This window comes from Aquipseudomonas ullengensis (assembly GCF_014174475.1).
Lineage (GTDB): Bacteria > Pseudomonadota > Gammaproteobacteria > Pseudomonadales > Pseudomonadaceae > Aquipseudomonas > Aquipseudomonas ullengensis.
The window spans coordinates 323,086-336,133 of sequence record NZ_JACJUD010000001.1 but is presented as its reverse complement, the minus strand read 5'-3'; the positions used below and the strand labels follow the sequence as shown (position 1 = coordinate 336,133).

The window sequence follows — 13,048 nt, the reverse complement described above, 5'->3', positions numbered from 1 at the left end:
CGTGCGTATCAAGCTGATTGCGGTCGGGTCGCGTATGCCGCGCTGGGTGGAGGATGGCTGGCAGGAATATGCCAAGCGTCTGCCGCCCGAGCTGGGGCTCGATCTGGTGGAGATCCCGCTGACCACGCGCGGCAAGAATGCCGACGTGGCGCGGATGATCCGCCAGGAAGGCGAGGCCATGCTGAGCAAGGTGCAGCCGGGCGAGCGCATCGTTACCCTCGAGGTAACGGGCAAGCCGTGGAGCACCGAGCAATTGGCGGCCGAGCTGGAGCGCTGGCGCCTGGATGCGCGCACCGTAAACCTGATGGTCGGCGGCCCGGAAGGGCTGGCGCCTGAGGTGTGCGCGCGCAGTGAGCAGCGCTGGTCGTTGTCGCCGCTGACCTTGCCGCATCCGTTGGTACGCATCCTGATCGGCGAACAGATCTACCGGGCCTGGACCGTGCTGTCCGGCCACCCGTATCACAAATAAAAAGTCGTCCTGATTAAGTAGCCTTAGATGCCGCAGCCGATTCGCCTGAAAGACCACGAGAAGGACGCCCGCCTGGTGCGTCGGCGCGTCGTGGTCGGCGGCGTGGCGGTGCTCCTGCTGACTTGTGTGCTGATTGCGCGCATGTATTACCTGCAGGTGATCCAGTACGACTATCACTCGACCCTGGCGGAAAACAACCGCATCCACGTGCAGCCGATTCCGCCGACCCGCGGGCTGATCTTCGATCGCAACGGGCTGATCATCGCGGACAACCGGCCGAGCTTCAGCCTGGCTATGACTCGCGAGCGCGCCGGCGACTGGCAGCAGGTGCTGGACGTGATCGTCGAAGTGCTGGAGCTGACGCCCGAAGACCGTGCGCTGTTCGAGAAGCGCATGCGCCAGGGACGCCGGCCGTTCGAGCCGGTACCGATCCTGTTCGAGCTGACCGAGGAGCAGATCGCCCGTATTGCGGTCAACCAGTTCCGCCTGCCGGGTGTGGATGTGGCGGCGCAGCTGGTGCGCCACTACCCGCAGAAGGGCCACTTTGCCCACTCGGTCGGCTATGTCGGGCGGATCAACGAGAAAGAGCTGAAACAGCTCGATCCGGTCAACTACAGCGGCACCCACCATATCGGCAAGACCGGCATCGAGCGCTTCTACGAGGCCGAGCTGCACGGTGAAGTGGGTTACGAGGAAGTCGAGACCAACGCCCGTGGTCGCGTGTTGCGCGTGCTCAACCGCACCGACCCACAGCCGGGCAAGGACATTGTCCTGACCCTCGACGTCAAGCTGCAGGAGGCCGCCGAGGTTGCTCTTGGCGGGCGACGCGGTGCGGTCGTGGCAATCGAGCCGAGCTCCGGCGAGGTGCTGGCGATGGTCAGCCAGCCGAGCTTCGACCCCAACCCGTTCGTCACCGGTATCGGCTTCAAGGCCTATGCCGAGCTGCGCGACTCGATCGACCGGCCGCTGTACAACCGCGTACTGCGCGGCCTGTACCCGCCGGGCTCGACGGTCAAGCCGATGGTCGCCGTCTCGGCCCTGGAAACCGGCGTGGTCACGCCGCAGACCCGGGTGTTCGATCCGGGCTATTACCAGTTGCCGGGCAATACCCACAAATACCGCAACTGGAACCGCACGGGCGACGGCTATGTGAACCTGGAAATGGCGATCATGCGTTCCAACGACACCTACTTTTACGACGTTGCCCACAAGATGGGCATCGACCGCCTGCACGACAACATGAGCCGCTTCGGCTTCGGCCAGCGCGTGTCGCTGGACATGAACGAAGAGGCCGAGGGCCTGATGCCCTCGCGTGACTGGAAGCGCGGGCGCTACCGCCAGTCCTGGTACCCGGGCGAGACGCTGATTCTCGGCATCGGCCAGGGCTACATGCAGGCCACGCCGCTGCAACTGGCCCAGGCGACGAGCCTGATGGCCACGCGCGGCAAGTGGATTCGCCCGCACCTGGCCAAGGACATCGAAGGCAGCAAACCGGTGGACCCGAATCCGATGCCGGATATCGTCCTGCGTGACCCCAAGTTCTGGGATTACGCGCGCAACGGCATGGAAATGGTGGTGCACGCCCCGCGCGGCACGGCAGCCAAGGTCGGCGCCACTGCGGTCTATCGTTTCGCCGGCAAGAGCGGCACGGCGCAGGTGGTGGCGATCAAGCAGGGCGAGAAGTACGACCGCAGCAAGATCAACGAGCGCCACCGCGACCACGCGCTGTTCGTCGCCTATGCGCCGGCCAGCGATCCGAAGATCGCCGTGTCGGTAATGATCGAGAACGGCGAGGGCGGCTCCAGCGTCGCCGCGCCGGTGGCCAAGCAGGTGATGGACGCCTGGCTGCTGGGCGCCGATGGCCAGCTGAAACCCGAATACCGTCCGCCGCTACCCGAGGCAGACCCCGCGAGCGCCGTGCATGAACAGTAACTTCGACCGCAGCATTTCCGATGAGGACGTGTTCAAGCGCCGCGCCACGCTGCTGCAGCGCCTGCACATCGACGGCTGGCTGCTGCTGATCCTGCTGGTGCTGGGTGCCGGCAGCCTGTTCGTGCTGTATTCGGCCAGCGGCAAGAACTGGGATCTGGTGATCAAGCAGGCCAGCTCGTTCGGCCTGGGGATCTTCGCCGCCATTGTCATTGCCCAGTTCGAGCCGCGCTTCATGGCGCGCTGGGTACCGCTGGCCTATGTGGTCGGCGTCGGCCTGCTGGTGGTGGTGGAGATCATGGGCCACACGGCCATGGGCGCCACGCGCTGGATCAACATCCCCGGGGTGATCCGCTTCCAGCCCTCGGAGTTCATGAAGATCATCATGCCGGCGACCATCGCCTGGTACCTGGCGCGGCACAACCTGCCGCCCAAGCTCAAGCACGTCACCGTCAGCCTGGTGCTGATCGTGATTCCCTTCGTGCTGATCGCCAAGCAGCCGGACCTCGGTACGGGCCTGCTGATTCTGGCGTCCGGAGGCTTCGTGGTGTTCATGGCCGGGTTGCAGTGGCGCTGGATCCTCGGCGCGCTGGCGGCGGTGGTGCCGATTGCGGTGACCATGTGGTTCTTCGTCCTGCGCGAATACCAGAAGCAGCGCGTGCTGACTTTCCTCGACCCGGAGAGCGATCCGCTGGGCACCGGCTGGAACATCATCCAGTCCAAGGCGGCCATCGGTTCGGGTGGTGTATTGGGCAAAGGCTGGCTGCTCGGCACCCAGTCTCATCTGGATTTTTTGCCGGAAAGCCATACGGACTTTATCATTGCCGTGCTGAGCGAAGAGTTCGGCATGGTCGGGGTGTGTATCCTGCTGCTGGTGTACTTGGTGCTGATCGCCCGCGGCCTGGTCATCACGGCCCAGGCGCAGACCCTGTTCGGCAAGCTGCTGGCGGGTAGCCTGACGATGACCTTCTTCGTGTACGTGTTCGTTAACATCGGCATGGTCAGTGGCCTGTTGCCGGTGGTGGGGGTGCCCCTACCCTTTATTAGCTACGGCGGAACTCACTTGGTGACGCTGTTGTCAGGGTTTGGGGTTTTGATGGCGGTTCATACGCATCGCAAGTGGATCGCCCAGGTTTGAGAAGAGTGAAGAATTTGAAGCAAGCATTGCGCCGCTGGACTCGCAGCGTTCTCTGGGTTGGCCTGGCTGGCATGCTGGGACAGAGTGCGGTTGCCGTTGCCGGGGACTACGAAGGCTCGCCCAGAGTGGCCGAGTTCGTTGCCGAGATGACCCGCGATTACGGTTTCGCTGGTGAGCAGCTGACCGTGCTGTTCAATCAGGTGGAGCGCAAGCAGGCGATCCTCGACGCCATTTCGCGTCCGGCCGAGCGGGTCAAGCCGTGGAAGGAATACCGCCCGATCTTCATCACCGAGGCGCGCATCAGCAAGGGTGTGAGCTTCTGGAATCAGCATGCCGAGGCCCTGGCACGCGCCGAGAAGGAATATGGCGTGCCGGCTCAGGTGATCGTCGCGATCATCGGCGTGGAAACCTTCTACGGCGGCAACACCGGTAGCTGGCGCGTATTGGATGCGCTGTCGACCCTGTGCTTCGACTATCCGCCACGTGCCGAATTCTTCTGCCAGCAGCTCCGGGAGTTCCTCATCCTGTCCCGCGAGCAGCAGGTCGATCCGCTCAGCCTCAAGGGCTCCTACGCCGGCGCCATGGGCCTGCCGCAGTTCATGCCGGGTAGCTTCCGCGCCTACGCCGTGGACTTCGACGGTGACGGCCATATCGATATCTGGAACAACCCGGTGGACGCCATCGGCAGCGTCGCCAGCTACTTCAAGCGTCACGGCTGGGTCAGCGGTGGGTCGGTGGTCAGCCGTGCCCAGGTCAAGGGCGAGCAGGTCGACAGCGGCCTGACCGTCGGCCTCGACCCGGTGAAGAACGTCGGCCAGCTGCGTGCCCTGGGCTGGTCCAGCGCCGATGTGCTGCGCGATGACGTGCCGGTCACCGCCTTCCGCTTCGATGGCGCCGACGGCGAGGAGTACTGGATGGGCCTGCCCAACTTCTTCGTCATCACCCGCTACAACCGCAGCGCCATGTATGCGATGGCCGTGCATCAGTTGTCCGGTGAATTGCTCGCCAAGCGAGGCGTGCAATGAAGCGTACCCTGCGCGGCGCGGCCTTCATGGCGCTTGGCCTGGCTATCGCCAGTTGCTCCACCAGCCGCGTACCGCAACCGGTGGCGCCAGGTTCGCAGCCGATTTCCGGGCCGAGCGACTTCAATCGCCCGCACCGCGACGGCGCGCCCTGGTGGGACGTCGACGTGTCGCGCATCCCCGATGCTGTGCCGATGCCGCACTACGGCGCTTACAAGGCCAACCCTTACACGGTTCTGGGCAAGACCTACTACCCGATGAACGATGCCCGGCGCTATAGCGTGCTGGGTACCGCGTCCTGGTACGGCACCAAGTTCCACGGCCAGGCCACCGCCAACGGCGAGGCCTATGACCTGTACGGCATGACCGCCGCGCACAAGACCCTGCCGTTGCCCAGCTATGTGCGGGTGACCAACCTGGAGAACGGTAAGAGTGTGATCGTGCGGGTCAACGACCGCGGCCCGTTCTACTCCGACCGGGTCATCGACCTGTCCTTCGCTGCGGCGAAGAAGCTCGGCTATGCCGAGAGCGGTACTGCGCGGGTCAAGGTCGAGGGCATCGATCCGCATGAGTGGTGGGCCCAGCAGGGTCGCCCGGTACCGATGGTGCTGGCGCAGCCGAAAATGGCCGCCACCACTGTGGCCCAGCCGCAGGCGCAATCGCTGGCCACGGTGCAGCCGGTCGAACAGTACACCCCGCCACCGGAGCAGCATGCTGCGGCCGTGGTGCCGGTGCAGATCGACGCAAAAAAAAACGATTCAGTCGCAGCATCTGGCCTGTATCTCCAGGTGGGCGCCTTCGCCAACCCGGACGCTGCGGAACTTCTCAAGGAGAAGTTGAGCCAGACAGTACCTGCCAAGGCGTTTATCAGCTCGGTGGTGCGCAACCAGCAGATCCTGCATCGAGTGCGCCTGGGGCCGATCGGAACGCCGGGTGAGGCGCAGCAGCTGCAAGACAGCGTGCGCCTGGCCAACCTCGGTCAGCCGACCCTGGTGCGGCCGGACTAGACCTTTTTCGTCCACTGGCCCGCGTTGTCGCGGGTGGGTGGGGAATGCAGGCGAATGCAGATTCGCCTGTGCCATTGTTGAATAGCTATTTCAGAGAGACGGATGAATATCTCCCGCTTTGCCAAACGCCTTTCCCTGTTCGCCCTGCTGATCACTGCGCCGCTCGCCCAGGCCGCCCAGGACCAGATGATCCCGTCCCCGCCGCAACTGGCTGCCAAATCCTACGTGCTGCTGGATGCTGCCAGTGGCAAGGTGCTGGTCGAGAACAACGGCGACCAGCGCCTGCCGCCGGCCAGCCTGACCAAGCTGATGACCGCCTACATCGCCACCCTGGAGATCCGCAAGGGCAAGATCGGCGAGCAAGACCTGGTGAACGTCAGCGAGCACGCCTGGCGCGCCGGTGGCGCGGCTTCCGGCGGCTCCACCATGTTCCTGCCGCTGAACAGCCAGGTTAAGGTCGATGACCTGCTGCACGGCATCATCATCCAGTCCGGCAACGACGCCAGCATCGCCCTGGCCGAATACATCGCCGGCAGTGAAGACGCCTTCGCCGACATGATGAACGAGACGGCCGCGACGCTCGGCATGAAGAACTCGCACTTCATGAACGCCACCGGCCTGCCGGATCCCGAGCACTATTCCAGTGCCCACGACATGGCGATCCTGGCGCGCGCGATCATCAACGAAGACGCGGCGCACTATGCGATCTACTCGCAGAAAGAGTTCTACTGGAACAACATCAAGCAGGGTAACCGCAACCTGCTGCTGTGGCGCGACAAGACCGTCGACGGCCTGAAAACCGGCCACACCGCCGAAGCCGGGTTCTGCCTGGTGGCCTCCGCCGTGCGTGAAGGCGCACGGATGATCACTGCCGTGTTCGGTACTGCCAACGAGCAGGCCCGTGCTGCCGAGACACAAAAGCTGCTGACCTACGGCTTCCGCTTCTTCGAGAGCCAGACCTTTTACAAGAAGGGTGAAGAGCTGACCCAGGCCACCGTCTGGAAAGGCCTGACCCGCCAGGTCAAGGCCGGTCTGACCGAGGACCTGACCCTGACCCTGCCGAAGGGCCAGATCAAGCAGCTCAAGGCCGCGATGACCCTCAACCCGCAACTGCAAGCCCCGCTCAAGCAGGGTGACGTGATCGGCAAGGTCGAGGTCAAGCTGGGTGACGAAGTGGTCCACAGCGCCGACCTGGTGGCCCTGGAGCCGGTGGAAGAGGGTGGTTTCTTCCGCCGCCTGTGGGATAGCATTCGTCTGTTCTTCTACGGAATGTTCAACTGAGTGTCGCTGCACGGCCTTGAAAATCCGGGGCCCCAGCCCCAATTTTCAGGCTGAATCGACGACTCCCATGGACGCCCCGTACCGGGGCGTTCTGCATTCTCACGGGCCATAAGTCCGGAGTGACCGCCATGACCGATACCGACGTACAAGCCCCGAAAATCGAATTCCCCTGCGAACGCTACCCGATCAAGGTGATCGGCGAGGCGGGCGAGGGTTTCACTGATCTGGTGATCGAAGTGATGCAGCGCCATGCGCCGGGCTTCGACTCGACCAGCCTGGTGGTGCGCGACAGCCGCAATGGCCGTTTCCTCTCCGTGCAGGTGCTGATCACCGCCACCGGTGTGGAGCAGCTGCAGGCGATCCATGTCGACCTGAAAGCCACCGGCCGCGTGCACATGGTGCTCTAGTGGCAGCGCTCGTCGTGCGTCACCTGGGGTTGGTGGAGTACCTGCCAACGCTGGAAGCCATGCGCAGCTTCACCGCTGAGCGGGATGAGCAGACCCCCGACGAAATCTGGCTGCTGCAGCATCCGCAGGTGTTCACCCAGGGCCAGGCCGGTAAAGCCGAGCATCTGCTGGCTCCGGGTGATATCCCGGTGGTCCAGGTCGAGCGGGGTGGCCAGGTCACTTACCATGGCCCCGGCCAACTGGTGGCCTACCTGATGCTCAATCTGCGTCGTCAGGGGTTGGGGGTGCGCGAGCTGGTGACCGCCATGGAGCGGGCGTTGGTGGATGTGCTGGCCAGCTATGGCGTCGAGGCAGCGCCGAAGGCTGACGCCCCGGGTGTCTACGTCAATGGTGACAAGATCGCCTCGTTGGGCCTGCGGGTGCGCAATGGCTGCTCATTCCACGGCCTGGCGCTGAACGTCGACATGGACATGTCACCGTTCCAGCGCATCAACCCTTGCGGTTACACCGGCTTGAAGATGATCCAGCTCAGGGGTCAGCTCGACACCCCGCCCTCGCTCGACGAGGTGGCGCAACGCCTGGAGCGTGCCCTGCGCGAGCGTCTGGGTTACGTCTGAGAACCTGTCCAAAGTCTGCTGCGCGTCGGCCATGCGTCGTTAAAAACAGGCTCGGACTGCTCATTTACAACTCGTAAACTCCGCATCCTCGCCTGTTTGATTCGCTGGCGCTCACCCTTCGGGCCAGCCTGCGGCTGTTACTCCCGCTGGTCGTTGCGCCTAGCCTGGCTCTAGCTCGCGAGACTTTGAACAGGTTCTGAGGGGCATGTGGGCATCGTCTCTAGAGCGTGCAGCCTTCCAGTGCCGATTCCAGCTCTTTGGATCAGTTCAGGTTGAAGGCCGGAATCAGGTTCTCGTCCTGCTGCTGGCCGGGTACCGGGACGGCAGCTGCCAGGCCCAGGTTGTTCTTCTCGAACACCCGGTCGGCACGGTAGCTGGAGCGTACCAGCGGGCCGGCGGCGACTTCCATGAAGCCTTTTTCCAGGCCGATGTCACGGAAGCGGTTGAACTCCTCGGGGCTGACCCAGCGCTGTACCTTCAGGTGGTTGCGCGTCGGTTGCAGGTATTGGCCGAGGGTGAGGATGTCGACGCCGATGGCGCGCAGGTCATCCATGGTTTCCAGGATTTCCTCGTCGGTCTCGCCCAGGCCCAGCATCAGGCTGGTCTTGGTGATGATCGTCGGGCGATGGCGCTTGGCGTGCTCCAGTACCCGCAGGGTCTTCTCGTAACCGGCGCGCGGATCGCGCACCTCATGGGTCAGGCGCTTGACCGTCTCGACGTTCTGCGCGAAGACCTCAAGGCCGGAGTCCACCACACGGGCGATGGCCTGGTGATCGCCGTCGAAGTCCGGCGTCAGTGCCTCTACCACCACCTGCGGGGTATTGGCCTTGATCGCCTGCACGCAGGCGGCGTAGTGAGCGGCGCCGCCGTCGGGCAGGTCATCGCGGTCCACCGAGGTCAGCACGATGTAGCGCAGGCCCATCAGCTCCACCGACTTGGCGGTGTTGTGCGGTTCTTCCAGGTCCAGCCAGCCATTCGGGTTGCCGGTGTCGACCGCGCAGAAGCGGCAGGCACGGGTGCAGACCGAGCCCATCAGCATGATGGTGGCGGTGCCGTTGGACCAGCACTCGCCCATGTTCGGGCAGTGGGATTCCTGGCAGACGGTGCTCAGGCGATGCTCGCCGACGTTGCGTTTGACCGCTTCGAAGCGGCTGCCGCTCGGCGCCTTGACCCGCAGCCAGCTTGGCTTGGGTTCGACGATCTGCGGTTCGGCCGAAGCGCGACGCTTCTGGCCATCCTTGATCGCGGTGATGCCTTGGGCGGTGCGGAATTTTTCGCCGCTGGATACGGGCTTGGGCGGGGCTGTGTCGGACATCGAAATCTCGGCTCCGGTAGGAGGCTTCGGTTGCGGGGCTTTTGGCCGGTGCGCAGTCTACCATAGGCGACCTGCAGCGGCGGCCAGCGCCTGTCGGCGCAGGGCTGGATGCGGTACACCGGCTACCAGGCGGGCGCCGGCCGCCAACGCTTTGCGGATAAGTGCGGCGTCAGGTCTTGAGTTGGCTGGCGAACTGCTCCACGGCCTTGACCACCTGCTTGGCCCCCTCCTGAATCTCGACAATCACCGCGCCCGCCTCGTTGGCCAGGCTCAGGCCCTGCTCAGCCTGCTGGCGGCTGCTGGACATGCTGGTAACCGCGGCCTGGGCCAGGGTCTGGTTCTTCTGCACCACGTCGACGATTTCCTCGGTGGCCTGGCTGGTGCGCCCCGCCAACTGGCGCACCTCGTCGGCGACCACGGCGAACCCGCGACCCTGCTCGCCGGCCCGTGCCGCCTCGATGGCGGCGTTGAGCGCCAGCAGGTTGGTCTGGTCGGCGATGCCGCGGATGGTCTGCATGATGGTGCTGATCAGTTGCGACTGCTTGCCCAGGGCCTCGATGCCGTCGCTGGCCTCCTGCACCTGGTTGGCGATGCGTTGCATCACATCCACGGTCTGGCGCACCACGGCGGCGCCCTTGTCGGCGCTGTCGTCGGTGTGCTGGGAGATGCTGTAGGCGATGTTCGCCGCCTCGGCCACAGCCTCTTCCTGATTGATCTGGTCGGTGATCACGGTGGCGAACTTGACCACCTTGTGCAGGCGGTTGTGGGCATCCATCACCGGGTTGTAGGAGGCCTCCAGCCAGACGACACGGCCGTGGCTGTCGACCCGCTTGAAGCGCCCGGCAACGAACTCGCCACGGTTCAGCCGCGCCCAGAAGTCTCGGTACTCCTGCGAGTTGTATTCTTCCGGCTCGCAGAACTGGCGGTGGTGTTTGCCGACTATCTGCTCCAGGCGATAGCCCATGCCGCCGAGGAAGCGCTCGTTGGCGGTCAACACTTCGCCGGCCAGGTTGAACTCGATGACGGCGGTTGAGCGCAGCAGGGCGTCGATTAGCCCGGCGTGCTCCTTGGCGGTCTCGATGGTTTCGGTCAGGTCGTTGGCGCAGAGGGTGTAGTACTGGAGTTGCCCGGCGCTGTTGTTGACCGGCTGCCAGATGGCGCGCAGCCAGGCTTCGCGCCCATCACCGCGCAGCAGGCGGAAGGCGCCGCTCCAGTGTTCGCGGTTGCGTAGCGCGGCCTGGATGAGCGGATGGTTGGGGTGGCTATGGAAGGACGGCGGGATGAGTGCGTCCAGATGCTGGCCGACTAGTTGCTCGCGGCGGTAGTGCAGGGCCTGGAGCATGTGGTCGTTGGCGTAGCGCACGCGCCCCTCGGGTTCCAGCTCCAGCACCAGCATCTCGCTGTAGATGGAGTCTCTGATCTGGCGCATGCTGGCGAGCTCCTCGCGCAGCTGGGCGGCTTCTTCTTTCAGCTTGTTGTTGAACATCTGCAAGTCACCTCTGTGCAGAAAATCTGATACGTCCGTAGGGCATGTTTCTAGTGATCGGCCGCCAGCGGAAAAACCACAGCCCCTGCAGTGTAGTCTCCAGCTAACTACTTTCTCTGCGCCCTGCGAGAGCCCGATGTCGCGAATCGAACTTGCCCTGCCACTGCCTGCCGATTATCGGGTTGCCGACCTGTTGGCCTTCCATCACCGCGATCGGCAAGCCGTGGCGGAGCGGGTCGTGGACGATGGCCTGGACAAGGGCATCCTCTGGCAAGGGCTGCCGGCCCGGCTGGGCATTCGTTTCGTCGCGGGGCAGGCGCAGGTGACGCTGCAGGTGGATGGCCAGGTCGCCGACGATACGGCAGGCCTGCAGCGCCTGGTGCGGCACATGCTGGGGCTGACCCAGGCGGTCGAGCGGTTCGAGCAGGCGTATTGCGCGCACCCGCAGCTGGGCCGGTTGATCGCCGCTACTCCGGGCCTGCGCGTGCCGCAGTCGAGTACGCCGTTCGAGGCGCTGAGCTGGGCCATCTGCGGCCAGCAGATCAGCCTGGCGGTGGCGATTTCCCTGCGCCGCAAGCTGCTCCAGCTGGCCGGCCAAGCTCACTCCAGCGGCCTGCTGTGCTACCCGGATGCGCCGGCGGTCGCCGCGCTGGATGAGCAGCAATTGCGCCAGGCCGGTTTCTCCCAGGCCAAGACCCAGACCTTGCTGCTGCTCAGTCGCGAGATCGTGGCCGGCAACCTGCCGTTAGAGCAGTGGCTGGACGAGGCGCCGGCCGAGTTGATCGGCGAGCGTCTGCTGGCACTGCGCGGGATCGGGCCGTGGACGGTGGATTACGCCTTGCTGCGTGGCTTCGCCCGGTTGGACGGCTCGTTGCACGGCGATGTCGCCGTGCGTCGGCAGTTGCAGCGGTTGCTGGGCGCGGAAGAAAAGCTCAGTCAGCCGTTCGTGCGCGACTGGCTGCTGCCTTTCGCGCCCTGGCGGGCGCTGGTGGCGGCGCACCTCTGGGCGTTGCCCGCCGTGTAGGAGCAGTTCAGCGCAGTTGCTTGAGCAGTTCCTGGGTCGGGTAGCCGTCGGCCGGCCAGCCCAGGCTCTGCTGGAAGGCGCGAATGGCGCGGCGGGTATTGGCGCCGATGATGCTGTCGGCCGCGCCGGGGTTGTAGCCACGCGCTGCCAGCCCTTCCTGCAAGGCAATGCGGTCGCTGCGGCTGAGCGGGCGCTCGTCGCGCGGCCACTGGCCGCTGACCTGGCCGCCCCCGTCGAAGCGCTGGCTGAGCAGGCCGACCGCCAGGGCGTAGGACGAGGAGTTGTTGTACTTGAGGATCGCGCGGAAGTTGGCGAACACCAGGAACGCCGGGCCACGATGGCCGGCCGGCAGCAACAGGTAAGCGCTGTCGCCGGGTGCCACGTTGGCTGGCGTGCCTTTTACCCCGAAGCTGGCCCACTCGGCGTAGGTCTTGCGCACTTCGGTGTCGGCCAGGGCGTAGTCGAAGCCGCTCGGCAGGGCGACTTCGAAGCCCCACGGGCGGCCCTTCTGCCAGCCCGAGGCTTGCAGGTAGTGGGCGGCCGAGGCCAGGGCGTCGGCGCTGGACGTCCAGATGTCGCGGCGGCCGTCACCGTCGAAGTCCACCGCGTGAGTCATGTAGGTAGTCGGGATGAACTGGGTCTGGCCCATGGCGCCGGACCAGGAGCCGAGCATGCCGCTGGGGTTGGTGTCGCCATGCTGGAGGATCTGCAGGGCGGCCAGCAGCTGGTCTTCGGCGAACTGCGAGCGGCGGCCTTCATAGGCCAGGGTGGCGAGCGAGCGGATCACCGACTTGTCGCCCATGAACTGGCCAAAGCTGCTCTCCATGCCCCAGATCGCCACCAGCACTTCGCGGTCGACGCCATAGCGCTGCTCGATAGCCGCCAGGGTGGTGCTGTGTTCGACCAGTAGGGCCTGGCCCTTGCGCACGCGGATCGGCGAGGTAGCGCCTTCCAGGTATTCCCACACCGGGCGGGTGAATTCGGGTTGGCTGCGGTCGGCATCGACCACGGTCTGGTCCGGTTTGACCCCGGCGAAGGCACGGTCGAACAGCTCGGCAGGAATGCCGGCGTTGAGGGCTTTGATGCGGAAACTGCTGCGCCACTCGGCGAAGCTGGCGAAGGCCGGCTGCGGGGCTGGGGTGGCGGCTCTGGCCGGCGGGCGCGGGGTGCTCGGCAGGGCGGGCGTGCTACGGGCAGCGGGAGCGGTAGTGGCGTCGGGCGTTGGGGTTTCGGCGCAGGCACCGAGGAGCAGGGCGCTGGCGGCGAGCAGGCTGCACAGGCGGCTGTGGGCGGCTAGGTGGAGCATTGCGGGTATCTCGGTCTTGCCAAACAGACCGCGACCTTAGCATGTCG

The 13,048-nt window shown here is 65.1% G+C and carries 12 protein-coding genes; 9 read left to right on the top strand and 3 right to left on the bottom strand.

Annotated elements, in window-relative coordinates:
• The first annotated feature begins 1 nt into the window (after position 1).
• From rlmH to lipB, 8 genes are all read left to right on the top strand, one after another.
• A complete protein-coding gene (gene rlmH / locus H3H51_RS01480) occupies positions 2-469 on the top strand; it encodes a 23S rRNA (pseudouridine(1915)-N(3))-methyltransferase RlmH (protein ID WP_183087247.1) in 468 nt (155 codons plus the stop codon).
• A gap of 27 nt (positions 470-496) precedes the next feature.
• Positions 497-2,401, top strand: coding sequence for a penicillin-binding protein 2 (gene mrdA, locus H3H51_RS01475; protein WP_183087246.1), 1,905 nt, complete (start codon positions 497-499; stop codon positions 2,399-2,401).
• Positions 2,391-3,536: a rod shape-determining protein RodA gene (gene rodA, locus H3H51_RS01470; RefSeq protein WP_183087245.1), complete on the top strand. Its 1,146-nt coding sequence runs from the start codon at positions 2,391-2,393 to the stop codon at positions 3,534-3,536. Before mrdA ends, rodA begins: the two co-directional genes overlap by 11 nt.
• A gap of 71 nt (positions 3,537-3,607) precedes the next feature.
• Positions 3,608-4,561: a lytic murein transglycosylase B gene (gene mltB, locus H3H51_RS01465; RefSeq protein WP_183088003.1), complete on the top strand. Its 954-nt coding sequence runs from the start codon at positions 3,608-3,610 to the stop codon at positions 4,559-4,561.
• The gene (locus H3H51_RS01460; protein ID WP_183087244.1) at positions 4,558-5,565 is read left to right on the top strand and encodes a septal ring lytic transglycosylase RlpA family protein; all 1,008 of its coding nucleotides are present in this window, start codon (positions 4,558-4,560) and stop codon (positions 5,563-5,565) included. Before mltB ends, H3H51_RS01460 begins: the two co-directional genes overlap by 4 nt.
• A gap of 102 nt (positions 5,566-5,667) precedes the next feature.
• The gene (locus H3H51_RS01455) at positions 5,668-6,846 is read left to right on the top strand and encodes a D-alanyl-D-alanine carboxypeptidase family protein (protein ID WP_183087243.1); all 1,179 of its coding nucleotides are present in this window, start codon (positions 5,668-5,670) and stop codon (positions 6,844-6,846) included.
• A 128-nt stretch (positions 6,847-6,974) separates the two neighbouring features.
• Positions 6,975-7,253, top strand: a complete 279-nt coding sequence (locus tag H3H51_RS01450) for a DUF493 domain-containing protein (RefSeq protein ID WP_183087242.1) — start codon at positions 6,975-6,977, stop codon at positions 7,251-7,253.
• Positions 7,253-7,870, top strand: coding sequence for a lipoyl(octanoyl) transferase LipB (gene lipB / locus H3H51_RS01445; RefSeq protein WP_183087241.1), 618 nt, complete (start codon positions 7,253-7,255; stop codon positions 7,868-7,870). The genes H3H51_RS01450 and lipB overlap by 1 nt, the downstream gene beginning before the upstream one ends.
• A 262-nt stretch (positions 7,871-8,132) precedes the next feature.
• Here the strand turns inward: lipB and lipA are convergent, their stop codons facing one another.
• A complete protein-coding gene (gene lipA, locus H3H51_RS01440) occupies positions 8,133-9,185 on the bottom strand; it encodes a lipoyl synthase (protein ID WP_183087240.1) in 1,053 nt (350 codons plus the stop codon).
• Between the two features lie 169 nt (positions 9,186-9,354).
• On the bottom strand, positions 9,355-10,671 hold the full coding sequence (locus tag H3H51_RS01435; RefSeq protein ID WP_183087239.1) for a methyl-accepting chemotaxis protein: 1,317 nt from the start codon (positions 10,669-10,671) through the stop codon (positions 9,355-9,357).
• A 136-nt stretch (positions 10,672-10,807) separates the two neighbouring features.
• Here H3H51_RS01435 and H3H51_RS01430 point away from each other — a divergent pair, with 136 nt between their 5' ends.
• Complete coding sequence (locus tag H3H51_RS01430) at positions 10,808-11,695, top strand: DNA-3-methyladenine glycosylase 2 (protein ID WP_183087238.1); 888 nt, start codon at positions 10,808-10,810, stop codon at positions 11,693-11,695.
• 7 nt (positions 11,696-11,702) lie between these two features.
• On the opposite strand, the gene H3H51_RS01425 is transcribed toward H3H51_RS01430, so the two are convergent.
• Positions 11,703-13,001 (bottom strand): lytic murein transglycosylase, encoded by a 1,299-nt coding sequence (locus H3H51_RS01425; protein WP_183087237.1) that lies wholly within the window; start codon positions 12,999-13,001, stop codon positions 11,703-11,705.
• Positions 13,002-13,048: the final 47 nt, after the last annotated feature.